Below are 22,142 nucleotides of genomic sequence, written 5' to 3'. Positions count from 1 at the left end.
TTATAAGATCCCTCAAAGATGATGAGGTTAATAGGTTCGAGGTGGAAGTACAGTAATGTATGGAGCTGACGAATACTAATCGATCGAAGACTTAATCAATTTTATGTTAAAAGCGTAAGCGAGCGTTATGGCTTGATTCATTTTTGATAAACTGACTGACAGCGCAGCTGGAATGGAAGTTTAGAAAATGATGAAAGACAGCGAAGCTGAAGCTGGATATAGATTTTTTATTCGGGATTGCCGGGTAATATCTAAATTTTCTTCTTACTTATCTAGTTTTGAAAGTATAATATTATTATCTTTCATTTGTCTGGTGACGATGGCAGAGAGGTCACACCTGTTCCCATACCGAACACAGAAGTTAAGCTCTCTAGCGCCGATGGTAGTTGGTCTTACGATCCGCGAGAGTAGGACGTTGCCGGGCAATTCATAAGAGATCCTTCGGGGTCTCTTTTTTGTTTATATATTTAATCACATGTTTATATGAGTGGGCTGTATTAGCTTTTTACGGCCCACTCAAAGTAGAAAAATGTGTATTTCTAAGACTGAGTGGGCTGTAACACAACAATGCAGCCCACTCATCAAACAAAAGAAGTGTTATTATCCATCAATCAATTACATTAATACAAACATTTCATGATACAATAATATATATTTGAAAATAGGTGAAGAAAAATGGAATTACTAATTAATTCAATAGAAGAAACGCAAAAACTTGCTACAACAATTGCCCAATTTTCAAAGCCACAAACAGTTATTTTGTTAAAAGGTGATCTTGGAGTGGGTAAAACAACATTTAGTCAATATTTTGGACAGGCGTTAGGTGTAGCATCTGTTATCAGTTCTCCTACGTTTAATATCATTAAATCATATGAAGCGCGCATTCCATTTCATCATATGGATTGTTACCGTTTAGAAGGTGCAGAAGATGATTTAGGATTTGATGATTATTTTTATGGAGAAGGAGTTACATTAGTAGAATGGCCACAAATGATTGCTGACTTTCTGCCTGATGATTATCTGCAAATTGAAATAGAGCGTATTGATGATACGAGACGTTTATTTAAACTTTCGTCACATGGTAATCGTTCAACAAATTTAAAGGAGCAAATTGAGTATGAGACTACTACATATCGATACGAGTAATCAACCGTTATCTGTTGCTATTACTGAAGGTAATGAAGTGTTAGCAGAATTTAATAGTGGCATGAGAATCAACCATTCAATTACAATGATGTCTCAGATTGAATCTCTTTTAGAATATACAAAACTTGAAATGAAAGATATTGAAGGTATTGTAGTTGCCAAAGGACCAGGTTCATATACAGGGTTACGTATAGGTGTTACAGCTGCAAAGACACTTGCTTATACTTTAAGTATTCCCTTATATGCTGTATCTAGTTTAGCTGCCATTGCTGCAACTGTGAGAATGCATGAATTTTTATTGATACCTGTTATTGATGCCCGACGTAACCACGTATATGCGGGCATTTATCGATACAAGGGTGTTAAATTAGAACTTGTTGAAGATGATGCGTATATATCAATTGATGAATTAAATCAAAAATTAAAAGAACAACATTTACCGTATCTATTTATTGGAATGGATGCTGAGAAACTGGCAGAACAGTTAAAAGGTCCATCTTACTATTGTATTCCTCGCAGTGCTGAAATGAGAAGACTCATTAACAAATCTTATTTAGTCAATGCACATACGTTTGAACCTACGTATTTGAGAATATCTGAGGCTGAGCGTAATTGGCAGAACAATCAGGCTTAACAATTAGAAAGATGTTGCTTGAAGATGTTCCGGCAATATATGAGATAGAACAAAAAGCGTTTCCATCAGGTTCATGGAATTTAGATGCTTTTTATCATGAACTCGAAAAAAATGAGTTTGCACATTATTTTACGATGTTGCAGGATAATAAAGTAATAGGATATCTCGGTATGTGGATAGTTATTGATCAGGCACAAATTACTACGGTTGCAATTGATGAAGCGATGCGTGGCAAAGGATATGGTAAGTTATTATTAGAGTATGTTATGAATTATGCACGTCTTACTTGTGAAATGATGAGTCTGGAAGTGAGAGAAGAGAACTTAACGGCTCGTCGTTTGTATGAATCATTCGGTTTTACATATGGTGGAGTTAGACGTGACTATTATGGTCCGAATCAGGATGCGAAAGTTATGTGGGTGAAATTAAAATGAGCGATGTAACAATATTAGCAATTGAAACAAGTTGTGATGAAACTGCAGTGAGTATTGTAAGAAATGGATATGAGGTGCTGAGCAACGTCGTTAACAGTCAAATAGAATCTCATAAACGATTTGGTGGCGTTGTACCAGAAGTAGCAAGCAGACATCATGTAGAAAATATTACAATCGTTATTGAAGAAGCAATTAATGAAGCGAATCTTACTTGGAAAGAGATAGATGCAGTTGCAGTAACAGAAGGACCAGGTCTAATCGGTGCATTGCTTGTAGGCATTAACGCAGCAAAAGCATTAGCGCTAGCGCATAACAAACCGTTAATACCTGTACATCATATTGCAGGACATGTTTATGCGAATCATATTGAAGAGCGATTAACTTTTCCATTATTAGCTTTAGTGGTTTCAGGAGGTCATACTGAACTGGTTGTTATGAAAGACCATATGGATTTTGAAATTATCGGACAGACACGTGATGATGCTGTCGGTGAAGCGTACGATAAAGTAGCTAGAACTATTAATCTACCTTATCCGGGAGGACCTCATGTTGATAGATTAGCCGCCATTGGTGAGGATAATTTAAAATTACCACGCCCAATTTTAGAAGGCTATGATTTTAGTTTCAGCGGTTTAAAAAGTGCCGTAATTAATACATTGCATAATAAGAATCAAAAAGGTGAAAGCTATAAAGCAGAAGATGTGGCAGCAAGCTTTCAGGCGAGTGTCATTGATGTGTTATCAGAGAAAACATTTGATGCATTAGCTGAATATAATATTAAACAATTACTGATTTGTGGTGGTGTAGCGGCAAATAAAGGATTACGTGAACGTATGACGCAGCTATGTGCAGAAAAGAATATTAAATTGATGATACCTCGCTTTGAATTATGTACAGATAACGCAGCGATGATTGGTGCAGCAGCATATTATCAGTATATTAAATCTGAGTTTGCTGGAATGAATTTAAATGGAAGATCAAATATTGAATTAAAATAAAGGACAAAGTGAAAACTTTGTCCTCTTTTTAATGCATTATAGCGACGCAACCATTTAATAGTACAGTTAAAATGATTGAAAGAATAACCGATAGAATAATACTTCCTAAACAACTACGTGGAAAACGATACATATATATACCCCTTAAAATATGATGGTGTCTGATTGAATAAAATTTTTAAAATATATATACCACTTACATATAAAATTAAGCATTTATTTTTATCAATTTGTCTGTATTTTATCCACGCGAACACATGTACTTGTACACAAAGTATGCAACTTTATGGGTAAACCATAGTAGTATCAAGATGTCTTAGCTTTAAATTGAATTACTTCCGACACTTCTTCCGACACTTCGTTTTTCATTATATCTGAGAATGCATTTGCAACTTTTCTTTTACCTGGATTAACATGGTGACCATAAGTTTCTTCAATCATTCTAGGGGTATTGCCTAAACGTTCAGCAATATAATGATATGTTTCTCCAGCATTTAATAATAGAGTAGCATGTGTGTGTCTAAAAGCATGAGGATGTATCTTGATTTTTAACTCTTTACCAACAGTATTCAACATATTAGTGATTACAGTTTTACTGATTGGTTGTAATGTATTGATCCCCAAAAAGACATAACCATTAATACCTATCTTTATATCTTTTTCAAAGGCTTTGTCATATACGTAAAGATAATATTCTTTTAATAATTCGGTAATCATAGGATCTACATATATAGTACGGATTGAATTTTTAGTTTTGGTTTTCTTTTCAGTATCTATATTTTTTCTTGTTCGCAATATTGAAATTGTATGTTCATTAAAGTTTATATCAGTCCATTTTAATCCTAACAACTCACTTATACGCATTCCAGAGTATGCTAATGTCTTGATAATAAGTTCGTAAGTAATATTTAACTCTTCAGATTTATCTAATATTCTTTTTAATGTTTTCTGATCATAAAAGATAACTTGTTTATCATCTGAAGGTATGAATATATTATGTGACAATCTATTTTTATTTAATAAATCATTTCTTACTGCATAATTTAAAATTGCAGATAAGGTTTCATACACATTCTGTACAGTCTTAGGTGATAACTCTTTCAATTTAACATTTATCACGCTATTTTGAACTAATGTTGCAGTAATATCATTTAATTTTATATGTCCGAGTATAGGCAGTAAATGATTGTCTAACGTTCCTCTATTTCTCTTCCTGGTGTTTTCAGACCAGTAAGACAACTTGTTTTGATAATATAATTCAGCTGCTTTTGAAAATGATATTTTATCAGAATCTAATTTAGAAAAATCAGATGATTCTAATTCAAATTTTCGTAACAACATTTCTTTATATGCTGATTTTTCACTATTAAATCCACTACGTTGTAATTCTTTACGTTTTCCGTTACGATAATACTTGAAGCGGAAACAATATAATAATTGACCTGATGACGTTGTATAACTGTACACGTCATCATATTTTTTTGATTTTATATATTTTACTGACATATTAACCTCCTTAATAAGCGGGAGACTTGGAAGTCGGTCAGTTTTTGATATCACCACCTTTCATGGAACGTATGTTCCTATATGAGATAAAATAAAAAGGCATATAGCCTTTTTAATGCACACACACTTAATTTCCGTATTGTCTTTCTTTCTCTAATATTTTGTTATATATTTCTTGTGCATCGGGTTCAGTGTATTGTCCGTTCTCAATTAAGTTTTTCATTTGGATTTCTCCTGATGATAATCCACCAGGAACATTTTCACGCCATGCATCAACATCTTCTGTATTTTCAGTTTCAGGTGACCAATTAGGGTCTATGTCATCTGTAGCATTACTTGAATTATATAAGTGATCATATTTTGATGTTGCAGGATTGTTAGGATTAGGATTGCTAGTATAAACTGATTTTTCTTGACCACTTTCTACTCTTAATGAACTTTCATATGCAGCTGATGCAGGACCTTCCATTACATTCCCTTGTGGAATAACACCGTTATCAACTGCGCTTTTATATGCTGTAACTTTATCCATTTCAGAATAATTACCATAAACTACCGATTCTAATGTACTACGATCAGTAATGTTGTTAATGTTTATCGCTTGTTTCTGTTCGGTTGTTGCAGGTTCATTTGATTGTTCTATTTTTTCTTCTGTAGTAGTTTCTTCGGTTGTAGGATTTTCAGTTGTACTTTTTTCTTTTTGTTTTTTTATTTTTTCCTTTGCTTCTTTTGCTTTATCATCTTTTTTTACAACTTTATTTTCTGTTTTCTTTTCTTGCTTGACCTCCTCATTACCACACGCCGATAATAATAATGCTGATGCAACTAATGTGCTACTAATAATTTTAAAATTCATTTTAACTACTCCATTTCATATTTATTTTGTTTTTTAATTGGTCTATTCTTTTAAGTGCAAATTCTTTTGAAACATTAAAGTTTTCTTGTATGTATTTATAATCAATGCATGGATCAGTAATCATAAATTCAGGTACTGCTAATTCATACATTAAATTATTCGCTTGTCCTTCACAGTATTTCCTATAAGATTCATTAATATGAGTATGACCGTGTCTTAATACATGAGCAAATTCATGAAAAAAAGTCTCATTCATTGTATATAAATCGTTGGCACGTAACATAATAATATCTATATCTTCCGACTTAACATGTACATCAACATCCCAATTTTTGAATAAAGAAATATTAAATGCAGCAGCAACATTGTCTATGTCAAGATCGCTAGGAGATATTATCCCACGTTCAAAGTATATGTCTTTTATCTCCATATTAACTCTCCTTACTTACCTTGATTACGTTTAAATAATTCGAATTGAACTGCTTCTTCAATTCTTTTTTGAAAATCTATTTTTTCTTCATCGCTCAATTTATCAAAACCTTCAAAGTCTGAGAAATTGATGATGATACCTTGCGATTCTAAATTTTTAACGATATCTAAAGAGTTGTTTTTGTTTGTAACGGTATTCCAAGGCTCAGTTATTTTACTTTTTGGCACACCAAAATAATCTGCAATCTCTTGTATTCTTTTGATACGTGGATACTTAGTTTCATTTATCCAATTAGAAACAGTAGGTTGAGATACATTGATAGCTTCAGCTAACTCTTGTTGATCTATATTCTTTTGATTCATTAATTTTTGTAAGTTAGCAGATAAAATCTTTCTAGCGCTTTCTGATTCCATTACAATTCTCCTTTAATTACTATTTGTAACTTAAAATTACCATAAGTTATATTAAAATTCAATACTTTGTATAACTTTAATTCACTTTTTATAACTTAATGTGTTGACATAGATTTGAAAGTTATGTAAAGTTATAAATGAAAGTGAGGTGTGTAGATTGGGGAACGAACTACAGCAATTACCTATAAAAAATTGGAGACAGATTAAAGGAATGACTCAAAAGGATGTTGCTGACAAGCTAGGTATAGCGGCTAAGACGGTTATTCATTGGGAAAAAGAAACCACTGAATTAAGTAATGTAACTGTTTATGCACTAGCTAAGCTATATGATATTGAGGTAGATGATATAAAAGTCTAATTTTTTTTACTCTCAATATAACTTAATATAACTTTTGGAGGTATATATGCCTAGAGGAGATTAGACTATTGATGCTAAAGAAATCCAGAATCGTCTTTGTGTAAGTAAAGATTTCTTTTATGAACACATCGCGAATGATCCTCGAATGATTGCCATCGAGATTTCTAAAAGCAAAAGAAAATCTTGGTGGCTATCTAAAGAGGCTGAAAAAGTTTGTATAGAAATAATGAAAGAATACGGTTTATAAGCGGGAGACATGGAAGTCGTATATTTTAGGAGGTTTTAAGATTGTTGTATATAAAAACAGAATTATTAATAGTTATCACATTTTTTGTTGCTAGTTTTTTTGAAGCTTCAATGTTTGCAGCTTTTGGATATGGATTAGTAGTTGGATTACCTTACTTTCTTTATAAAGGTATGAAAAATGATTATTACAAGGAGGTGAAACAATGATCATAGAAAAAGTGTTGAAGATTATTAAACCTGAAAAGCAGATTCAAAGAGATGTGTTTGATTGGTATGAAGAAGGTATTTGGAAAGCTTCAATAATCAAATGTAAAGACAATAAGAATTTAATCTATGTAGATTCATACTTCGATGATGAGACAGAAAAATTTTATATCGAATATTACATTAAATAAAAAAACACACTATCTGCAAATAGTGTGAGGTACGGAGAATATTAATAAATCCATTACAGTTATTATAACATCTCCGTACCATATTTAAAACAAAAATATGGAGGGTTTATATATGAATAACTTAATAAAAATTGACGAGAACAAAGAATTAGGATTAGTAGTTTCAAGTAGAACAGTTGCAGAGGAATTAGGAAAACAACATAAGCATGTTTTAGAAAGCATCTATAAATTAATTTCGGATAGTACAGCCGACATTTCGACCCTATTCATTTTGTCAGAATATCAAGCAGTGAATGGAAAAATGAACAAAGAATACCTGCTTACCAAAGATGGTTTCACTTTATACATGTTTAACATTCAAGGACACAATGATTTCAAAATGGCTTACATTAACAGATTCAACGAAATGGAACAAGTTATTAAAGAAAACAAAATTCAATTACCATCGGATCCAATGGAAATATTAGAGCTAATGTTTAAAGCAAATAAAAAGACTGATGAAAAAGTAGAGAAGATTGAAGCGGAAGTTATTGATTTAAAAGAAAATCAAAAATTAGATGCTGGTGAATATAATCTTGTAGGAAAACGAGTAACGCAGAAAGTAAATGAAACAATAAAGAATTACAACCTTGTAAATAATCGAAAAGTAAAAAAGGAACTATATAAAGAATTAAATACATCTATCAATCGCATCACAAATATAAGTACAAGAACGCAATTGAAACAAAAGCACTTTGACGATGTTATGGACTTCATTAATAGTTGGACACCATCAAATGCAACACTTTATTTAGTAAGGCAAATTGACATTGAAGAAATGGATGGTGATCTATATGCCAATCGTTAAAAATACAGACTTACAACTAATTGAAAAGCATGGTTTTAAGGAAAATCATGCTTATAACATTCAATGGTACAAGGTTAAAGGTCCATATTTTACGTTTATTTGGATGAATAAAGTTGATTGGGAAGTATGTATATCAGACTTTGTAAATGCTCGTACAGGACTTGTAACGAACATATACGATAACAGATATAAAACATTACAAGAATTATTTGATGATATAAGCAATGAAAATAGAAAACATATGTGGAGTGAAGAATGATGGCAAATTTCAGAATGATTCAAACTAGTACCTGGGAAGACGAAAAGTTTCAAGAGGATTTTTCTCCAGAAGATAGATTGATGTGGTTATGTTTATTAACTAATCCAAAAACAACACAAACAGGCATCTACAAAATAACAATGAAACAACTTGAATACTATTCAGGATTCAGCAAAGAAACATCAAAGATCATATTAGACCGATTCATTAATAAACACAATCTAGTTAAGTACAACGATGAAACAAGAGAACTATGTATCTTGAATTGGGGAAAATTCAACCTTAATAGAGGCGGAAAACCAATGGAAGATTGCATACGTAAAGAATTATCTGAAGTACAAGATAAATCATTTATTACTGACATCAAAGAACATATAAGAAATGCAGCAATTAAAAGCATTTACGATACGTTTGACGATACGTCAGACGATACGTTAAACGTTACGCAAGACGACACGACAACGATAAGTGGACAAGAAAAAGAAAAAGAAGAAGAAGAAGAAAAATATAAAGAAGAAGAAGAAGACGTAAGAAGATCTGCGGCGGCGACCGCTTCAAATAATAATCAAATTAATCCTTATGATTTTTACCAAGAAAACTCATTTGGTGTTTTAGCACCTTATGTATCTCAAGAGATGACACACTTTATTAATGACTTTGAACAAGGACATGGGGATGAAGCAGTAATTGCATCAATGAAAATAGCTTTAGATAGAAACAGAAAGAGTTGGGGATTTGTAAAATCAATTCTAAATGAATGGTTAGACAATAACTTAAAAGATATGGACAAAATAAGAGCGTATGAAAAGAAAAAGTTACAGGACATGCAAAACAGATCATATAAATCTAACAACAATCAACCTAAAGAAATGACACCTGAATGGTTAAAAAACGAAAAACAAACACATGATAAAAAAGAAGATGATATGACACCTGAAGAACTTGAAGCATATAGAAAACAAGTAAAAGAAGAGTTGTCATCTATGTGGGAGGATGACAAACAACATGCGTGAGAAATTTTATGACGGATTTATATTAACCGAGGAAGAAATAGATGCACTTAATGCAGGAAAAGAAATAAAGCATAAATCTAAAAATGGCAAGATATATCTTTTTAGCAAGGAAATCAAAGCTGAATGCAATTACTATGATATCTCATTCAATTTATACAGTGATAGAGATGTAATGATTACGGAAGACGGAGTGTTTACGATATACGCAAAAGGTATAGATGAAGCGGTTAAAAAGCTATGCAATAAATATCCAAAGAATATTGTTGAAATAATAAATTACAGAACAGTGAGGAGAAAATTGAATGTCTAATGAAATATCAACATATAACTTAATGGACAAGATAAAAGAAAGACATGAAGAGATATATGAAAAATACGTTGATCAAGCATTTAAGCAAGTAGAGGAAGTTGTGTTTGAAGCGGTTGATAAAGGTTTTGCTGAAGTGGCTATACCTTTTAAAGGACCAATATCAAACAGTAACAGTGAATTAACATCTTCAATCAATTGTATTCAGAAAGTAATAAGAGTAAATCCTAATAGCTTTATAGATGTTGTTAGGGATAACTTCCAACTAGATAAATCGACTGTATATTTTAAAGATTTAGGTTCTTTTGATACTCATTTCCACTTAGTGATTGATTGGAGTGATTTAAATGCTGAATAGAGTTGTATTAGTCGGAAGATTAACAAAGGATCCTGAATATAGAGTAACGCCATCTGGTGTATCAGTAACAACATTCACATTAGCAATCAACAGAACATTCACTAATGCACAAGGAGAAAGACAAGCTGATTTTATTAATTGTGTGACATTCAAGAAACAAGCTGAAAACGTAAATAACTTTTTAAGCAAAGGTTCTCTTGCTGGTGTTGATGGCAGATTACAGTCACGTAGCTATGACAATCAAGAAGGTAGAAGAATATTCGTTACTGAAGTGATTTGCGAATCAGTGCAATTCCTAGAACCAAAAGGAACAAGAAATGATGGTAGTCAGTATGACGATTATCAACAAACGCAAAAGTCATCACCAAACGATTATCAACAACAAAATAAAAAGGCACAACAATCTACACCACCAACAAATCCATTTGCGAACGCTACTGGTCCTATAGATATTAGCGATGACGATTTACCATTCTGATTTGGAGGTTAAACCATGTACTTGAAACCAGGCGCTTTATATGACAAAGAAGAAATAAAACGATGTGAGTTAGTAAAGATAAAAGAAAACATGTATCAGATCATCAAGATATCAAATAATAAAAATATTTGGGCTTGTGGTGTAACTGAACATGAAGCAAAACGATTTAAACGAATGAACAAGTTATTTTATAAAGATGAATTGCAAAGGATGAATGCATATGGCCAGTGAATTAAAAATGACACGTAAAACAGGTTTTTTATTTGATAGAGAAGGAGTACAACAATGCAATGTACTACCACTGAAAGAGTCAATGTATCAAATCGTTAAGGTAAATGACAACCCAGCAATTAAAACGTGTGGAATGGATGCTAAAGCATTTGAACAATTTAAGAAAGCAAACAAATTATATTTTGCAGATGAATTAAAACAAAAAACAATATTCGATTACTTATAGAGGTGGATCATGGAACGTTATGCGAGAACGATTATAAGTCAATTTAAACAATATTCTAAATGTGAGATAGATAAGTCAGAAGGCAGAGTAGAAAATACTTTGAGTGCATATTTCAAAGATGGAAAGAAGAAAACTTTTAGAGGCAGTACATGGAATGCGATTGCATTTGATATGGCTGGATTTATGAGACAGGAATATTTTAAGAAGAAATACATTGACCCGATGTTTTCAAGAGAAAGGTGGATTATAGATGACTCACTCAGATAACAATGTAAAGAAAGTATTATCACATGTTGATTGGAATGTATTAGACCCGCAAAGACAGATACACATTTCATTTAACTGTGAAGCGGATGCACAATTTTGGTTAGATCATCACGAAACACATTATAAAGAGTTCTGGAAAGTCGAACCTCACGAAGTATATATGCTGGAGGTTAAATAATGTCGAAAAACATTAAACGTGTTGCATTGATTTGTTTATTAGCAATTACAGGATTTATAACATTGCTTTTTTCAGTAGCGTATCAAGTAATCAAGGAGGAAATGAACGATGAAAACCATTAACATCAAATTATTATCTGATAATGCTAAAAAACCATATAGAAAACCTTATTCACTTGATAGTGGATTAGATTTATATGTTTCTGAGGGCACACTCATACCAGCAAGACAAACAGTCATTGTGCCAACAGATATAGCCATTGAATTAAAAGAAGGTTATGAGGCGCAAATAAGACCACGTTCAAGTACATCTTTAAAAGGTGAGTTAGAAGTAAGACTTGGAACAATAGATTTTGGATATCACAAAGCAATCGGAATTATTACTAAGAATGATACTGATAAGGATATATTCATAAAACAACATGACAGAATAGCACAGTTAGTTGTAGCACCAGTTGTTTATCCTGAAGTAAATGTTGTACAAGCCTTTGATTATGAATCAGATAGAGGTGGATTCGGAAGTACAGGAAGATGACAACGATTAAATCAAAGACATACTTGGAAACATTCCGTAAAACAGTAAGACAGTCGCTTATAACAATCAAAATTAATAATTTAGGAGGAAATAATAATGGCAATAATTAATGTTGGAGATGACATAAGAGTATATATAGATGGTGAGTTCATCGAAGGAGAAGTTACTGATAGTAGTCAATCGAATGGTGAAAAGTACTATCAAATGCAAAGTAAATGGTATATGGAAAGCGAAATCACTAAGATTCCTAAAAGATTAACGGAGTATGAAAGAAAAACATTTGATGATCCAATGAACAGTAATGAAAACGCACCAGATGACGACAGTCAATTTGTGATGATGGAACAACAAGAAACACCCAGTAATACAGAAACAAGCGAATATGGACATGCTGATTCAAATGAACCGCTTCATGTAGAAGATGATGAACAAGAAGTGATTGAAGCGGATGTAGATATTCAAACAGAGGATTTCATTCCTGAAAAATGTGATAACAGACAAGTACTATATGCACAATTAGAAATGCATATTGAAATGGCAAATAGATGTGTTAAACAAATTGCTGCATTGACCGCATTGATTGGAGACGGTGATAATCATGAAGATTAAAGTTGTCGAATTGCAAGGAGACTTTGAAAAACAGATTAATAACATTATTCATGAGTTGGAACAAAAGAAAAGAGCGCAAGTGGTTGATATCAGATACTTATATCACGGAAAACAAATGAAAGCGATTATCCATTATGTCAGTCACTAATATTGAAATCAGGTATGAAGATGTCAAAGGTTTAGATAAACCGATGGCATCTCCAAGACCTAGATTTAAAAGAATAGGTAGATCTATTCAGACATACATGCCTAGCAGTTACACAATGCATAAAAACTTTATTCAAAAGCAAATGCCAAAGCTAATGACAGATAAACCATTAAAGGTAACTTTACTGTTTGAAATACCAATGGCAAAATCCTGGTCAAAGAAAAAGAAAGCAGAATATATTAATCAACCTCATACTGCTAAACCAGACATAGATAACTTAGTTAAAACAGTATTAGATGCTGCAAACAATCATATATGGATTGATGATGGCCAAGTTTATGAAATACATACAAACAAGATTTATTCAGACGCACCATCATTAAGTATAACCTTAGAAGAAGTTATATAGGAGATGAATTTATTGGATGAAAAAATAATGAATATATTAGGTCTAGATAAAGCAATGGAAATTATCAAACAAAATGTGTCCAATTTCAACTTAGAAGAAAATACATATCTACTCAAAACAAAAGATGCTTATCTTACATTAAGTTTGGATGAAGATAACGAGCATCCAGAAGATAAAAAACTAAGTGTAAAAGTAACTGGTGGAAACATAGTTGTTATCGAAACAGATGAAAGACCGTTCTCTGACATGTTTTCAAATTCGGAGGTTAATTAAATGGAACTATTGAATTGTGATATTGCATATAGCGTATATAAATCGAAAAATTATAATCTATTTAAATTTATTAAAAGCAACAGGGACATCAGTAAAACACATGTTGAAAAATTAGTAACACAAATAGAAGCTGACTATGAGTTTCCTCCTATAATCGTAAAACCGAATGGTGAGATATTAGACGGTCAACATAGATTTACAGCATTAAAACAATGTGGAAAACCGATTGAGTTTATTATCCGTAATGAGATTAAACAAGACACATTACAGAAATCTAATCAGTTTGTTTCAAAATGGAATTTAAAAGATCATATAAACTTCTTTTCATTAGAAGGAAATGAAGATTATCAGGAACTTGATAAGGATATTCAATATACAAATATGACACCTGCAACTGCTGCAAGGATTATCGGTACAACTGGTAAAGTTTCTACATCAACAGGTATACCAAAAGGCATCTTTAAAATAACGTCAAAAGATGATGCATATAACTTTTATGATGATGTCTACATAAGAATAAAATTAGAAAAAGTACCAGACAAAATTATCTTAAGTTTAAAACGACTATATGATTTAGGCATAGATAATAAGTTGTTAGTTAATTCAACTAATGTATTACTTGATGAATTATTACTAATGAGTAAACATCAGAAAATCATTGAACATATAGCAAAACTATATAACAAAAATTGCGACAAAGAAGACAAGATAATAATGGAATACAGTAAAAACGGAAGCTTATTATTGAAGTGATTACGGAGTGATTATATGAAATATGGAAGATGGTCATATAGTAAATACAAACCGCTTCAACGACATTGCAAAAGATGCAAGAGTTCAAATGTAGAAGATACTAAATATTTTGCTGAAGGAATACAAGTAGGTAAAACAACCGTTTGCAATGAATGTGGATATATGGAGGGAATAATCAGTGAGAACAAGACGACATAGAGCAATTAAGTGGGCTGAACAAGGAAAGAAGAGAAAGAAATATAAATCAAATGAACGTAAATGTAATAACTTTATTGAACGTTTTTGTATTACAGCAGGTAGAGGAATGGCAAAATCTATAAAAAATATTGCTATAGCAATGAACAAGATTAGATTATTTGGTAATCATCAAGCATTCACTAAGCATAAAACATTCTATAAACATATTCGTGAATCAAGTATGGATCATAGTCAGTATTTATTCAGAAAAGATGATGCTGGTTATTCAGTTGTTAGGAATATTGGATCATACGGATATAAAGAAGGACTTTGGGAAATGTGCAAGATTGCTTATTTTAAAGATGAACACTTTGAGCTGATAGATGAACCTATTGGATTTGTGTCTGTTGACGATGTGTTGAAGCGGTTGGAGAAATTGTAATGGCAGATAATATTAATCGTATAGGTTATTGGAGGTAGAGGGATGATTAAGGTAGGGGATAGATTCAGTTTGAATAATGAAAATTGGGAAGTTATTTTTATTAATAATGACTCTGTGGCAGTTGCTAGAAGTGAAAATGGAGAAGGAAGAGTAGTTTCGCAACGCACTATATATAAAAATTGGTATGAACAACAAAAACAACGTGCTGATCGAGCAGAAAAGCGATGGAGTGAGTTGAAGAATTTCTTATTGCGATATGAAAATGTTCCAGAAAGCGTTCAATCGTTCGAAAATGTATTTGAATACATGAAAGAAGTGGAACGAATAGAGGAGGATGGCGAGTGATTGATAAAGATGATTTAAGACAAAATAAAATTATGACTGTGAAGCATGTTAAGACAGGTAATATTTATCGAGTCGCAATGTCTAACGCAAAAATAATAAACGCTACTAATGAAAATGACGGTCAAGAAATGGTTTTTTACGGCAACGAAGATTTAAGCATGGAATTTGTAAGAGAAATTAATGAATTTTGCGATGGGCGATTTGTTGTACATGAATATTATAACTAACGGCTAATCTGGAGTACAATTCCACATTAGCCGAAATTACTCGAAAGCTCGAAAGCGTACTAGATAATTGAAAAGACTTACTTGCAATATTGATTTCAGACTGCAAGTAACAAGCAAGTGAAATTCTAAAGTAGTCGAATTCGACGGGTTTAGAAAGCGAACTATTCGGAAATATCGAAAGGTTCGATTACAGTCGAAATTAGGAGGAAATGAGAAATGGAAACGATCGAACTCATAATTGATAAAAATCAAATTGAAGCAATTCTTAATGGTGAACGTATTGAAAAAGAAATTGACGGTATTAAATATGTTATTCGACAAAGTTATTTACAACCTATGGCAATGCCAATAGTAAACAGACCTATCAAAGCAGTAAACACTGAAATTAATACAGTTGTAAACAAGCGTTATTTTAATCATATAGTGAGCGACTCGTTTAATAGATAACTCACGAAAGGAGCGAGGATTGTGGCTAATATATACAAAGTAACTTTCGAGATTATAAAAGGGGTGTTCTTCTTTCATCCGTTTTGTATCGTTGAAGCACGAGACATAGATCATGCAAAAGAAAGAGCTATGCAGGTAATGAACAGTCACCCTGACAACGTAGAAATCAATAAAGAAATAGTAGATGTTCAAGAAGTGGATAAAGACGAACATCCAAACTATATAACAATCGATGAAGTGATGCCTTATCAACCTGTAAATGAAATAAAGGAGAATGACGAATGATACCGAAATTTAGAGCGTGGGATAAAGAAAAGAAAATAATAGACATTGTTGACGGTATTAAATTTGATGAAGATGAAGTGTGGGAAATATCTTTTCCTGGAGATTGTTGGAGAGATGCAAGTAATTATGTACTCATGCAATCAACAGGACTTACTGATAAGAATGGCATTGAAATTTTCGAGGGGGATATCATCAACTGTAGAGATTTATGGTTAGATGGAGACCGCAGAAAAACAAATAAACAAATTGTTAAGTACGATTCCGGAATGTTTTCGGCAGGTTACGTTAGTTTGAGAACAAATAACAGTACATCTGAGATAATTGGAAACATATACGAAAATCCAGAACTATTATAGTAACCTAACGCATAACCTAGAGTAACCTAAATATTCGGCTAATCTGGAGTACAATTCCACATTAGCCGAATGTTACTCGAAAGCTACTAGAAACGTGTACTAAACACTTTGGTACCGACATCAATGTCGGTCGCAAACTTAGGAGGAAATGAGAATGACACCAGAACAACATCTAGCAATGCACCAAATGTTGAATAATGTTAAAACACAAAAATACGTTACACATGATGACTACATAGAGTTAATTGTAGTTGATAAAGACGGAAATAAGATGGAGATTAAGTTTTATCCAAAAGAAGATTAACACTAAAGGAGATAGGGATTGTGGAAGTAACAGAAGTAAATATTAAGCTAACTTATGCACGAGATAACGAAGGATTTGTTAAAGATATAAATATTATCAGCAGCAAAGAATTAACTAAGTTAGAAAGAATAATCCTGCAACAGTCATTCAAAGAACCTAAGAATAGGATGGAAATAGAAATAGAATGCAATAAGCAATAGTGATTGAAGCGGCTAACCATTAACCGCTTCATATTAATTTATACATAAGTGAGGTATCTATATTAATGTTAAACACTACAGATATTAAGAAGTTAGAGGAGTACTTTGTAAACTATGAAGACCTTAAGATGAAAAAAGAATTAAGAAAGCTGACGTTACTAAAGAAAGAAACTGATGACAATATCGGTACTAAGTCTACCGCTTCACCACAATCACCAGTAGAGAATGAAGTTGTAAAGCTGAGTATGGATAGACATTACAATAATATAGATACGATCATCAAAGCAATAGATGAAGTATATAAACGCAGTAGTGATATTGAGAAGACTATCATTGAGTGCAGGTATTGGAAGAGAGACTACACTGCATATGAATGGGAAGATATAGCAGAACACTTAACACGTAAGCGAGATGATAGTCGTATCATATCAAGGAACGCAACACTGAATGCGCGTAATAAAATGTTAGAAGAGTTTGCCGAACTGATTGGTTGGGTTGTCTGAACTTTCGATGTTATAGAAGTTCATAATAAAAAATAATATATTGGTAGTATCAGATAAGTAGGACATCATCTTAATAGGTGGTGTCCTTTTTGATTAGGAGTGAATGATGTACGAGACAACTAAAGAAAGAATAAAGTTCTATAAGAGTAGAACCTGGAAACGTAAGCGAGATGAAATACTAAAGAGAGATTGCTATGAATGCCAAGAGTGCAAGAAAGAAGGTAAGGTATCAATTGATCTAAATAGATTTGGACAAGGAACAAAACATAAATATTTAGATGTTGACCATATCGAAGAACTGCAGAAAAGACCAGAACTTGCATTAGTTGATAGCAATTTAGTTACATTATGCATAAAATGCCACAACAAAAAACATGACAGATATCAAAAGAAAAATAAAAAATGGAACGACGAAAAATGGTAGAAGATTGAAACGGAATAATATCCCCCCCATCAAAAAGTTTTGAGGTCCTGAAGAGTCCGTGGGAACGGTGTGGGGCTCGATTCCGAGGAAATTTCCGAGTTTTCGCACGTTAGGGGGGGTGTCCATAATTGAACAAGGCAAAAATTACCAAGTTTTTAAAAGAAAATGTCAAGGCAACTCCAGTTAATCAAGAAAAAATCGAACGTTATATCAACTTGTTAGATATTTATTATCAGTTAGATAAAGCTATCAAAAAAGATGGTGTAACAGTTACTACTGAAAATGGTGCTCAAAAATTTACTAAAGTTCATCCAGCTATTTCAGAAAAGAATAAAATCAATGCATCATTATTAAATATAGAAAAATCTTTTGGATTTGACGAAAGTCCAACTGTCATTCTTGAAAGACGTGAATTGTTATGATTCATAACAAGCATGTTGATTTTTATATTGATCAATATAAAAAAGGTAAAATACTTTTTAATGATGAAAGAATAAAACTTGTTGAGTTTCTAGAAAATCATATCTTACAAATGGATGAATTATTCTTTGATGAAGATAAGATAGAAAAATGCATCACATATATAAATAAATACTATTTTGAGTTGCAACCTTTTCAGAAATTCTTAATAGCATTCATATTCCTTTATGAAGAGGAAAAATTGGATGATGGTTCAAAGTTAGTAAGTCCATACTTTAATGAGTTTTATATCACACTCGGTAGGGGTGGTGGTAAGAATGGTTTGATTTCAGGTATAAGTAATTTTATGCAAACGTCATATCATGGCATTGATAGATACGATATATCAATCGTGGCCAACTCTGAAGACCAGGCAAAGACTTCTTTCAATGAAGTGTATGACATGCTAGTTGATAATAAATTATTTGTTACTGCTGAAACACCATTTGAGCCATTCAAAGTAAGTAAAACTGAAATATTAAATTTAGATACCAGGTCTAAATTGAGATTTAACACATCAAATGCGAAAACCAAAGATGGTGGCCGTGAGGGATGTGTTATTTTTGATGAAATTCATATTTATGAAGATTCAAAGATTGTTGATGTAAAACGTGGTGGTTTAGGTAAAGTGCCTCATCCAAGAACATTCTATTTAGGAACTAAAGGACATATAAGAGAAGGGTTTATGGATGCTTTAGATAATAGAGCGACTGCTATCCTGTTAGGAAAGGAATTAGAAGATAGGCTTTTCCCTTTTATATGTAAGTTAGATAAAGCAGATGAAGTTAATGATTCTGTTAATTATCAAAAAGCAAATCCAATGTTCCATCCACCTCTTTGTAAGTATGCACATGTCCTTTATAAAGAAGTACATGGTGAGTATAAGAAGTTACGATACAACCCTAGTGGGCGCTCTGAATTTATGACAAAGCGAATGAATTTTCCTGAAGTTGATGAATCAAAAGTGTTAGCCACGTGGGAAGAAATCATGAAGACACAAAGAGATATGCCTGATTTAACAAATCGTATGTGTATTGGTGGTGTCGATTATGCAACAGTAAAAGACTTTGCAGCTGTTGGCTTACTATTCAGAGTGGGTGAGGAATACGTGTGGAAAAGTCACTCTTTCGTAAGAGAGGCATTCTTAAAGAAATCAGCAATCAAAGCACCAATTAGAGAATGGCATGAACAAGGTTATCTAACTATTGTTGATGAGCCATCAATACACCCACAAATCATTGTTAATTGGTTTATTAAACAAAGAGAAGAATATGGACTGGAGAAAGTAATCATGGATAACTATCGTGCAGATCTATTAAGGCCATATTTTCAAGATGCAGGGATTGAAATTGAAATTATCAGAAATCCAAGAGCAATACACGACTTACTGCATCCTAGAATTGAAACGATATTTGCGAATGAATTATTAATACTAGGTGATAACCCTCTTATGAGATGGTACATAAATAACGTTGCAGTAAAAGTTAATGCTGCAACAGGTAAGCGTGAATACATCAAGAAAGATGAATTTACGAGAAAGACTGATGGATTCCATGCAATGTTACATGCTATTTATAGGGCTGATGAAATACAAGATATTGATTATTCTGAAGCGTTTGATTTACTTGAAACATTCTTTTAGATAGGAGGTGAGAAAAATAAGTATATTCTCAGATGTATTCAAAAGAAACTTGGAAATTAGAGATATGTTAGACCTTGATTTATTAGGTGATCCTGCAAGTCGTTCATATTTAAAAAGAATAGCGATTGATACAAATATCAACTTTTTAGCTAGAACTTTTAGTCAATCAGAATTTTGGGTTAAAGATGGCAACAAGAATGTAAAGAATACCCTGTTTTACAAATTGAACGTTAGACCGAACACAGATTCAAGTGCAACTGATTTTTGGCAGAAAGTCATTTATAGATTAGTTTACGACAATGAAGTTTTAATTATAAAGACTGATAATGATGATCTAGTGATTGCTGATGACTTCCAACGTGAAGAATATGCATTATATCCAGATGCATTCTCAAATGTAATCGTAAAAGATTATGAATTTAAGAGAACATTCAAAATGGACGAAGTAATTTATCTTAATTACAACAATGATAAACTTCAAAGATTCGTAAATAGTCTTTTTGGTGATTATGGAGAGCTGTTTGGCCGAATGATGGATTCTGAATTACGTTCTAATCAAATCAGGGGTGTTTTAAGAGTTAAACAGGGCGGCGGTAAATTAGATAGAGAAAGCATGAGTAGGTTACAAAAGTATGCTGATAAAATCTATCAGTCATTTACCAAAAGTGGTGTAGCTATCGTGCCAGAAGTACCTGGATTTGAGTATGAAGAGATTAACAAGGGTGGAACTTCATCTGATTCATCTGATAGTACGAAAATAAATAACATCAAAAAAGCTTTTGTTGATGATGTAGCTAAAATGATTGGTATACCACCAGCATTAATACATGGTGATATGGCAGATTTAGAAAATGCAATGGATGCATATCTTAAGTTCTGTATTAATCCATTAGTTAAAAAGATTGAAAACGAACTCAACAATAAGTTGTTTTCAGAAAAAGATTTTCTAAGTGGTAAAAAAATTAAAGTGGTTGGTATCAATAAACAAGATCCAGTTCAAAATGCAGAAAAGATTGATAAATTGATATCTTCTAACTTTGCTCAAATTAATGAAGTACGTGATTTATTTGGATTTGAACATATTGATGGCTTAGATGTGTTCTTACGTACCAAGAACTATGAACAAGATGAACAGTCATCCTCGAAAGGAGGTGATAACGAATGACGAACAGAATTTTAAACGTTTCAAAGACTGATAATGTCGGTCAAATTGATATTTATGGTGAAATCGTACCTGAGACGTGGCGATGGGCAGGTGAAGAGAGCGCGTACCACTTTAAAGATACTTTAGAGAAACTTGGAGATGTCGAAGAAATCACAGTGAACATTAACTCACCTGGTGGAGATGTCTATGAGGGTATCGCAATTCATAATATGTTAAAACGACATAAAGCGAAAGTAATCGTAAATATTGATGGTTTAGCAGCAAGCATTGCATCAGTAATTGCAATGGCTGGCGACGTAGTAAGAATGCCTAATAACGCTATGATTATGATTCATAATGCTATGAGTGGTGTTGTAGGCAATGCAAATGATTTAAGAGAAGTTGCTGATTTACTCGATAAAGTAACAAGCACATTAATGAATACTTATTTAGAGAAAACTGACAAATTAAATACTGATACATTGAAAGCCTTACTTGATGCAGAAACATGGTTGACTGCTGAAGAGGCTTTTTCTTATGGATTTATTGATGAAGTTATCACCTCTAAAAAGTTGGTTGCATGTGCAAGTAAAGAGCAATTAGACAAATTCAGAAAAACACCATCAAGCATTTCAAATAATGCAGGTGATCCAATTGTATTAAGTGGTTCATCAACTAAAGGTAAAAGTGAAAAGTCTGTTGTTATGGTTGAAACACCTAAAGAAACCAATAAAGAAAAAGTTAATGTAATTAAGGTTGAAATTGATAGTGAAGAATTTAAAGCGACAGTACAAAAAATTATCAAGGAAACTTTAGAAGAAACGAAACCAATTGAAAATAAAACAATCAAAAAAAGATTGTACTTATAGGAGGAAATTTGA

The 22,142-nt window shown here is 32.4% G+C and carries 42 protein-coding genes and 2 rRNA genes; 40 read left to right on the top strand and 4 right to left on the bottom strand.

The annotated features are described in order from the left end of the window. From BFS35_RS12355 to tsaD, 6 genes are all read left to right on the top strand, one after another. Positions 1-99 (top strand): 23S ribosomal RNA (locus tag BFS35_RS12355); the annotation flags it as partial. Positions 100-309: 210 nt separating this feature from the next. Then, positions 310-424: ribosomal RNA gene (gene rrf, locus BFS35_RS12350) — 5S ribosomal RNA — on the top strand. 251 nt (positions 425-675) lie between these two features. Further along, complete coding sequence (gene tsaE / locus BFS35_RS12345; protein ID WP_099576787.1) at positions 676-1,146, top strand: tRNA (adenosine(37)-N6)-threonylcarbamoyltransferase complex ATPase subunit type 1 TsaE; 471 nt, start codon at positions 676-678, stop codon at positions 1,144-1,146. Beyond that, positions 1,118-1,780 (top strand): tRNA (adenosine(37)-N6)-threonylcarbamoyltransferase complex dimerization subunit type 1 TsaB, encoded by a 663-nt coding sequence (gene tsaB, locus BFS35_RS12340; protein ID WP_099576789.1) that lies wholly within the window; start codon positions 1,118-1,120, stop codon positions 1,778-1,780. Before tsaE ends, tsaB begins: the two co-directional genes overlap by 29 nt. An 11-nt stretch (positions 1,781-1,791) precedes the next feature. Continuing rightward, a complete protein-coding gene (gene rimI, locus BFS35_RS12335; RefSeq protein ID WP_170122502.1) occupies positions 1,792-2,214 on the top strand; it encodes a ribosomal protein S18-alanine N-acetyltransferase in 423 nt (140 codons plus the stop codon). Continuing rightward, entirely contained in the window at positions 2,211-3,212 is a 1,002-nt protein-coding gene (tsaD, locus tag BFS35_RS12330; RefSeq protein ID WP_099576793.1) for a tRNA (adenosine(37)-N6)-threonylcarbamoyltransferase complex transferase subunit TsaD, read from the top strand. Before rimI ends, tsaD begins: the two co-directional genes overlap by 4 nt. A gap of 306 nt (positions 3,213-3,518) precedes the next feature. On the opposite strand, the gene BFS35_RS12325 is transcribed toward tsaD, so the two are convergent. The 4 genes from BFS35_RS12325 to BFS35_RS12310 form a co-directional block, all read right to left on the bottom strand. After that, positions 3,519-4,718, bottom strand: a complete 1,200-nt coding sequence (locus BFS35_RS12325; protein WP_099576795.1) for a tyrosine-type recombinase/integrase — start codon at positions 4,716-4,718, stop codon at positions 3,519-3,521. A gap of 127 nt (positions 4,719-4,845) precedes the next feature. Next, positions 4,846-5,574 carry a hypothetical protein gene (locus BFS35_RS13845; RefSeq protein ID WP_158554322.1) on the bottom strand — a complete coding sequence of 243 codons (729 nt, stop codon included), beginning with the start codon at positions 5,572-5,574 and terminating at the stop codon, positions 4,846-4,848. Position 5,575: 1 nt separating this feature from the next. Further along, positions 5,576-6,004, bottom strand: coding sequence for an ImmA/IrrE family metallo-endopeptidase (locus tag BFS35_RS12315; RefSeq protein WP_099576799.1), 429 nt, complete (start codon positions 6,002-6,004; stop codon positions 5,576-5,578). Positions 6,005-6,015: 11 nt separating this feature from the next. After that, positions 6,016-6,417, bottom strand: a complete 402-nt coding sequence (locus BFS35_RS12310; protein ID WP_099576801.1) for a helix-turn-helix domain-containing protein — start codon at positions 6,415-6,417, stop codon at positions 6,016-6,018. Positions 6,418-6,601: 184 nt separating this feature from the next. Between BFS35_RS12310 and BFS35_RS12305 the strand changes: the two genes are divergently transcribed. From BFS35_RS12305 to BFS35_RS12155, 34 genes are all read left to right on the top strand, one after another. Continuing rightward, positions 6,602-6,775 carry a helix-turn-helix transcriptional regulator gene (locus BFS35_RS12305; protein ID WP_407943230.1) on the top strand — a complete coding sequence of 58 codons (174 nt, stop codon included), beginning with the start codon at positions 6,602-6,604 and terminating at the stop codon, positions 6,773-6,775. A 288-nt stretch (positions 6,776-7,063) separates the two neighbouring features. Beyond that, positions 7,064-7,228: a hypothetical protein gene (locus BFS35_RS13840; RefSeq protein ID WP_158554321.1), complete on the top strand. Its 165-nt coding sequence runs from the start codon at positions 7,064-7,066 to the stop codon at positions 7,226-7,228. Continuing rightward, positions 7,225-7,416 carry a hypothetical protein gene (locus BFS35_RS12300; RefSeq protein ID WP_099576805.1) on the top strand — a complete coding sequence of 64 codons (192 nt, stop codon included), beginning with the start codon at positions 7,225-7,227 and terminating at the stop codon, positions 7,414-7,416. The genes BFS35_RS13840 and BFS35_RS12300 overlap by 4 nt, the downstream gene beginning before the upstream one ends. A 112-nt stretch (positions 7,417-7,528) precedes the next feature. After that, the gene (locus BFS35_RS12295) at positions 7,529-8,263 is read left to right on the top strand and encodes a Rha family transcriptional regulator (protein WP_158554320.1); all 735 of its coding nucleotides are present in this window, start codon (positions 7,529-7,531) and stop codon (positions 8,261-8,263) included. Then, a complete protein-coding gene (locus tag BFS35_RS12290; RefSeq protein ID WP_099576809.1) occupies positions 8,250-8,522 on the top strand; it encodes a hypothetical protein in 273 nt (90 codons plus the stop codon). Before BFS35_RS12295 ends, BFS35_RS12290 begins: the two co-directional genes overlap by 14 nt. After that, positions 8,519-9,535, top strand: coding sequence for a DnaD domain-containing protein (locus BFS35_RS12285; protein ID WP_099576811.1), 1,017 nt, complete (start codon positions 8,519-8,521; stop codon positions 9,533-9,535). Before BFS35_RS12290 ends, BFS35_RS12285 begins: the two co-directional genes overlap by 4 nt. Next, positions 9,528-9,845, top strand: coding sequence for a hypothetical protein (locus BFS35_RS12280; protein ID WP_099576813.1), 318 nt, complete (start codon positions 9,528-9,530; stop codon positions 9,843-9,845). The genes BFS35_RS12285 and BFS35_RS12280 overlap by 8 nt, the downstream gene beginning before the upstream one ends. Beyond that, positions 9,838-10,200 carry a hypothetical protein gene (locus BFS35_RS12275; RefSeq protein WP_099576815.1) on the top strand — a complete coding sequence of 121 codons (363 nt, stop codon included), beginning with the start codon at positions 9,838-9,840 and terminating at the stop codon, positions 10,198-10,200. The genes BFS35_RS12280 and BFS35_RS12275 overlap by 8 nt, the downstream gene beginning before the upstream one ends. Then, a complete protein-coding gene (gene ssb / locus BFS35_RS12270) occupies positions 10,190-10,678 on the top strand; it encodes a single-stranded DNA-binding protein (RefSeq protein WP_099576817.1) in 489 nt (162 codons plus the stop codon). Before BFS35_RS12275 ends, ssb begins: the two co-directional genes overlap by 11 nt. 15 nt (positions 10,679-10,693) lie before the next feature. After that, complete coding sequence (locus BFS35_RS12265; protein ID WP_099576819.1) at positions 10,694-10,909, top strand: hypothetical protein; 216 nt, start codon at positions 10,694-10,696, stop codon at positions 10,907-10,909. Continuing rightward, the gene (locus tag BFS35_RS12260) at positions 10,899-11,135 is read left to right on the top strand and encodes a hypothetical protein (protein ID WP_099576821.1); all 237 of its coding nucleotides are present in this window, start codon (positions 10,899-10,901) and stop codon (positions 11,133-11,135) included. Before BFS35_RS12265 ends, BFS35_RS12260 begins: the two co-directional genes overlap by 11 nt. Positions 11,136-11,144: 9 nt before the next feature. Then, positions 11,145-11,402 carry a hypothetical protein gene (locus BFS35_RS12255; protein ID WP_099576823.1) on the top strand — a complete coding sequence of 86 codons (258 nt, stop codon included), beginning with the start codon at positions 11,145-11,147 and terminating at the stop codon, positions 11,400-11,402. Next, positions 11,386-11,580 (top strand): hypothetical protein, encoded by a 195-nt coding sequence (locus BFS35_RS12250; protein WP_099576825.1) that lies wholly within the window; start codon positions 11,386-11,388, stop codon positions 11,578-11,580. Before BFS35_RS12255 ends, BFS35_RS12250 begins: the two co-directional genes overlap by 17 nt. Next, positions 11,580-11,702: a hypothetical protein gene (locus tag BFS35_RS14180; protein WP_275068232.1), complete on the top strand. Its 123-nt coding sequence runs from the start codon at positions 11,580-11,582 to the stop codon at positions 11,700-11,702. The genes BFS35_RS12250 and BFS35_RS14180 overlap by 1 nt, the downstream gene beginning before the upstream one ends. Then, on the top strand, positions 11,689-12,114 hold the full coding sequence (locus BFS35_RS12245; RefSeq protein WP_099576827.1) for a dUTP diphosphatase: 426 nt from the start codon (positions 11,689-11,691) through the stop codon (positions 12,112-12,114). Before BFS35_RS14180 ends, BFS35_RS12245 begins: the two co-directional genes overlap by 14 nt. A 96-nt stretch (positions 12,115-12,210) precedes the next feature. Next, positions 12,211-12,723 carry a hypothetical protein gene (locus tag BFS35_RS12240; protein ID WP_099576829.1) on the top strand — a complete coding sequence of 171 codons (513 nt, stop codon included), beginning with the start codon at positions 12,211-12,213 and terminating at the stop codon, positions 12,721-12,723. Then, positions 12,713-12,871 (top strand): hypothetical protein, encoded by a 159-nt coding sequence (locus BFS35_RS13835; RefSeq protein WP_158554318.1) that lies wholly within the window; start codon positions 12,713-12,715, stop codon positions 12,869-12,871. The genes BFS35_RS12240 and BFS35_RS13835 overlap by 11 nt, the downstream gene beginning before the upstream one ends. Continuing rightward, positions 12,858-13,280, top strand: a complete 423-nt coding sequence (locus tag BFS35_RS12235; RefSeq protein ID WP_099576831.1) for a RusA family crossover junction endodeoxyribonuclease — start codon at positions 12,858-12,860, stop codon at positions 13,278-13,280. The genes BFS35_RS13835 and BFS35_RS12235 overlap by 14 nt, the downstream gene beginning before the upstream one ends. 27 nt (positions 13,281-13,307) lie before the next feature. Further along, positions 13,308-13,553: a hypothetical protein gene (locus BFS35_RS12230; RefSeq protein WP_147329924.1), complete on the top strand. Its 246-nt coding sequence runs from the start codon at positions 13,308-13,310 to the stop codon at positions 13,551-13,553. Then, a complete protein-coding gene (locus tag BFS35_RS12225) occupies positions 13,554-14,306 on the top strand; it encodes a ParB/RepB/Spo0J family partition protein (protein WP_099576835.1) in 753 nt (250 codons plus the stop codon). Positions 14,307-14,484: 178 nt separating this feature from the next. Beyond that, positions 14,485-14,925: a hypothetical protein gene (locus BFS35_RS12215; RefSeq protein ID WP_099576838.1), complete on the top strand. Its 441-nt coding sequence runs from the start codon at positions 14,485-14,487 to the stop codon at positions 14,923-14,925. A 42-nt stretch (positions 14,926-14,967) separates the two neighbouring features. Continuing rightward, complete coding sequence (locus tag BFS35_RS12210; protein WP_099576840.1) at positions 14,968-15,270, top strand: hypothetical protein; 303 nt, start codon at positions 14,968-14,970, stop codon at positions 15,268-15,270. Then, positions 15,267-15,497, top strand: a complete 231-nt coding sequence (locus BFS35_RS12205; protein WP_205757165.1) for a hypothetical protein — start codon at positions 15,267-15,269, stop codon at positions 15,495-15,497. The genes BFS35_RS12210 and BFS35_RS12205 overlap by 4 nt, the downstream gene beginning before the upstream one ends. A 216-nt stretch (positions 15,498-15,713) precedes the next feature. Beyond that, on the top strand, positions 15,714-15,944 hold the full coding sequence (locus BFS35_RS12200) for a hypothetical protein (protein WP_099576842.1): 231 nt from the start codon (positions 15,714-15,716) through the stop codon (positions 15,942-15,944). A 21-nt stretch (positions 15,945-15,965) separates the two neighbouring features. Then, complete coding sequence (locus BFS35_RS12195; protein WP_099576844.1) at positions 15,966-16,229, top strand: hypothetical protein; 264 nt, start codon at positions 15,966-15,968, stop codon at positions 16,227-16,229. Further along, complete coding sequence (locus BFS35_RS12190) at positions 16,226-16,585, top strand: YopX family protein (protein WP_099576846.1); 360 nt, start codon at positions 16,226-16,228, stop codon at positions 16,583-16,585. Before BFS35_RS12195 ends, BFS35_RS12190 begins: the two co-directional genes overlap by 4 nt. A gap of 154 nt (positions 16,586-16,739) precedes the next feature. Further along, positions 16,740-16,889 carry a hypothetical protein gene (locus BFS35_RS13920; protein ID WP_170137315.1) on the top strand — a complete coding sequence of 50 codons (150 nt, stop codon included), beginning with the start codon at positions 16,740-16,742 and terminating at the stop codon, positions 16,887-16,889. A gap of 20 nt (positions 16,890-16,909) precedes the next feature. After that, positions 16,910-17,089 (top strand): hypothetical protein, encoded by a 180-nt coding sequence (locus BFS35_RS12185; protein WP_099576848.1) that lies wholly within the window; start codon positions 16,910-16,912, stop codon positions 17,087-17,089. A gap of 65 nt (positions 17,090-17,154) precedes the next feature. Further along, positions 17,155-17,592 carry a transcriptional regulator gene (locus BFS35_RS12180; protein ID WP_099576850.1) on the top strand — a complete coding sequence of 146 codons (438 nt, stop codon included), beginning with the start codon at positions 17,155-17,157 and terminating at the stop codon, positions 17,590-17,592. Positions 17,593-17,698: 106 nt separating this feature from the next. Then, positions 17,699-18,016 carry an HNH endonuclease gene (locus BFS35_RS12175; RefSeq protein ID WP_407943229.1) on the top strand — a complete coding sequence of 106 codons (318 nt, stop codon included), beginning with the start codon at positions 17,699-17,701 and terminating at the stop codon, positions 18,014-18,016. Between the two features lie 128 nt (positions 18,017-18,144). Further along, complete coding sequence (locus BFS35_RS12170; RefSeq protein ID WP_099576853.1) at positions 18,145-18,438, top strand: P27 family phage terminase small subunit; 294 nt, start codon at positions 18,145-18,147, stop codon at positions 18,436-18,438. Further along, positions 18,435-20,117, top strand: a complete 1,683-nt coding sequence (locus BFS35_RS12165; protein ID WP_099576855.1) for a terminase TerL endonuclease subunit — start codon at positions 18,435-18,437, stop codon at positions 20,115-20,117. Before BFS35_RS12170 ends, BFS35_RS12165 begins: the two co-directional genes overlap by 4 nt. Positions 20,118-20,181: 64 nt before the next feature. Then, complete coding sequence (locus BFS35_RS12160; RefSeq protein WP_099576857.1) at positions 20,182-21,282, top strand: phage portal protein; 1,101 nt, start codon at positions 20,182-20,184, stop codon at positions 21,280-21,282. Next, the gene (locus BFS35_RS12155; protein ID WP_099576858.1) at positions 21,279-22,130 is read left to right on the top strand and encodes a head maturation protease, ClpP-related; all 852 of its coding nucleotides are present in this window, start codon (positions 21,279-21,281) and stop codon (positions 22,128-22,130) included. The genes BFS35_RS12160 and BFS35_RS12155 overlap by 4 nt, the downstream gene beginning before the upstream one ends. The last annotated feature ends 12 nt before the right edge of the window (positions 22,131-22,142 follow it).

The sequence above is a fragment of the Macrococcoides goetzii genome (assembly GCF_002742385.2).
Lineage (GTDB): Bacteria > Bacillota > Bacilli > Staphylococcales > Staphylococcaceae > Macrococcoides > Macrococcoides goetzii.
The sequence above is the reverse complement of the archived record's forward strand: the minus strand, read 5'-3'. Positions and strand labels throughout refer to the sequence as shown.

What these genes read in the sequence shown, in the direction of transcription:
- BFS35_RS12155 (WP_099576858.1), top strand. Translation starts at nt 21,279, where the DNA reads ATGACGAACAGAATTTTAAACGTTTCAAAGACTGATAATGTCGGTCAA.
- ssb (WP_099576817.1), top strand. Translation starts at nt 10,190, where the DNA reads ATGCTGAATAGAGTTGTATTAGTCGGAAGATTAACAAAGGATCCTGAA.
- BFS35_RS12325 (WP_099576795.1), bottom strand. Translation starts at nt 4,718, where the DNA reads ATGTCAGTAAAATATATAAAATCAAAAAAATATGATGACGTGTACAGT.
- tsaB (WP_099576789.1), top strand. Translation starts at nt 1,118, where the DNA reads ATGAGACTACTACATATCGATACGAGTAATCAACCGTTATCTGTTGCT.
- BFS35_RS12230 (WP_147329924.1), top strand. Translation starts at nt 13,308, where the DNA reads ATGAATATATTAGGTCTAGATAAAGCAATGGAAATTATCAAACAAAAT.
- BFS35_RS12165 (WP_099576855.1), top strand. Translation starts at nt 18,435, where the DNA reads ATGATTCATAACAAGCATGTTGATTTTTATATTGATCAATATAAAAAA.
- BFS35_RS12175 (WP_407943229.1), top strand. Translation starts at nt 17,699, where the DNA reads ATGTACGAGACAACTAAAGAAAGAATAAAGTTCTATAAGAGTAGAACC.
- BFS35_RS12300 (WP_099576805.1), top strand. Translation starts at nt 7,225, where the DNA reads ATGATCATAGAAAAAGTGTTGAAGATTATTAAACCTGAAAAGCAGATT.
- BFS35_RS12315 (WP_099576799.1), bottom strand. Translation starts at nt 6,004, where the DNA reads ATGGAGATAAAAGACATATACTTTGAACGTGGGATAATATCTCCTAGC.
- BFS35_RS12200 (WP_099576842.1), top strand. Translation starts at nt 15,714, where the DNA reads ATGGAAACGATCGAACTCATAATTGATAAAAATCAAATTGAAGCAATT.
- BFS35_RS12295 (WP_158554320.1), top strand. Translation starts at nt 7,529, where the DNA reads ATGAATAACTTAATAAAAATTGACGAGAACAAAGAATTAGGATTAGTA.
- BFS35_RS12240 (WP_099576829.1), top strand. Translation starts at nt 12,211, where the DNA reads ATGGCAATAATTAATGTTGGAGATGACATAAGAGTATATATAGATGGT.
- BFS35_RS12290 (WP_099576809.1), top strand. Translation starts at nt 8,250, where the DNA reads ATGCCAATCGTTAAAAATACAGACTTACAACTAATTGAAAAGCATGGT.
- BFS35_RS12285 (WP_099576811.1), top strand. Translation starts at nt 8,519, where the DNA reads ATGATGGCAAATTTCAGAATGATTCAAACTAGTACCTGGGAAGACGAA.
- BFS35_RS13845 (WP_158554322.1), bottom strand. Translation starts at nt 5,574, where the DNA reads ATGAATTTTAAAATTATTAGTAGCACATTAGTTGCATCAGCATTATTA.
- rimI (WP_170122502.1), top strand. Translation starts at nt 1,792, where the DNA reads ATGTTGCTTGAAGATGTTCCGGCAATATATGAGATAGAACAAAAAGCG.
- tsaE (WP_099576787.1), top strand. Translation starts at nt 676, where the DNA reads ATGGAATTACTAATTAATTCAATAGAAGAAACGCAAAAACTTGCTACA.
- BFS35_RS12280 (WP_099576813.1), top strand. Translation starts at nt 9,528, where the DNA reads ATGCGTGAGAAATTTTATGACGGATTTATATTAACCGAGGAAGAAATA.
- BFS35_RS12265 (WP_099576819.1), top strand. Translation starts at nt 10,694, where the DNA reads ATGTACTTGAAACCAGGCGCTTTATATGACAAAGAAGAAATAAAACGA.
- BFS35_RS12160 (WP_099576857.1), top strand. Translation starts at nt 20,182, where the DNA reads ATGTTAGACCTTGATTTATTAGGTGATCCTGCAAGTCGTTCATATTTA.
- BFS35_RS14180 (WP_275068232.1), top strand. Translation starts at nt 11,580, where the DNA reads ATGTCGAAAAACATTAAACGTGTTGCATTGATTTGTTTATTAGCAATT.
- BFS35_RS12310 (WP_099576801.1), bottom strand. Translation starts at nt 6,417, where the DNA reads ATGGAATCAGAAAGCGCTAGAAAGATTTTATCTGCTAACTTACAAAAA.
- BFS35_RS12245 (WP_099576827.1), top strand. Translation starts at nt 11,689, where the DNA reads ATGAAAACCATTAACATCAAATTATTATCTGATAATGCTAAAAAACCA.
- BFS35_RS12225 (WP_099576835.1), top strand. Translation starts at nt 13,554, where the DNA reads ATGGAACTATTGAATTGTGATATTGCATATAGCGTATATAAATCGAAA.
- BFS35_RS13920 (WP_170137315.1), top strand. Translation starts at nt 16,740, where the DNA reads ATGACACCAGAACAACATCTAGCAATGCACCAAATGTTGAATAATGTT.
- BFS35_RS12180 (WP_099576850.1), top strand. Translation starts at nt 17,155, where the DNA reads ATGTTAAACACTACAGATATTAAGAAGTTAGAGGAGTACTTTGTAAAC.
- BFS35_RS12190 (WP_099576846.1), top strand. Translation starts at nt 16,226, where the DNA reads ATGATACCGAAATTTAGAGCGTGGGATAAAGAAAAGAAAATAATAGAC.
- BFS35_RS12235 (WP_099576831.1), top strand. Translation starts at nt 12,858, where the DNA reads ATGTCAGTCACTAATATTGAAATCAGGTATGAAGATGTCAAAGGTTTA.
- BFS35_RS12210 (WP_099576840.1), top strand. Translation starts at nt 14,968, where the DNA reads ATGATTAAGGTAGGGGATAGATTCAGTTTGAATAATGAAAATTGGGAA.
- BFS35_RS12275 (WP_099576815.1), top strand. Translation starts at nt 9,838, where the DNA reads ATGTCTAATGAAATATCAACATATAACTTAATGGACAAGATAAAAGAA.
- BFS35_RS12250 (WP_099576825.1), top strand. Translation starts at nt 11,386, where the DNA reads ATGACTCACTCAGATAACAATGTAAAGAAAGTATTATCACATGTTGAT.
- tsaD (WP_099576793.1), top strand. Translation starts at nt 2,211, where the DNA reads ATGAGCGATGTAACAATATTAGCAATTGAAACAAGTTGTGATGAAACT.
- BFS35_RS12255 (WP_099576823.1), top strand. Translation starts at nt 11,145, where the DNA reads ATGGAACGTTATGCGAGAACGATTATAAGTCAATTTAAACAATATTCT.
- BFS35_RS12260 (WP_099576821.1), top strand. Translation starts at nt 10,899, where the DNA reads ATGGCCAGTGAATTAAAAATGACACGTAAAACAGGTTTTTTATTTGAT.
- BFS35_RS13835 (WP_158554318.1), top strand. Translation starts at nt 12,713, where the DNA reads ATGAAGATTAAAGTTGTCGAATTGCAAGGAGACTTTGAAAAACAGATT.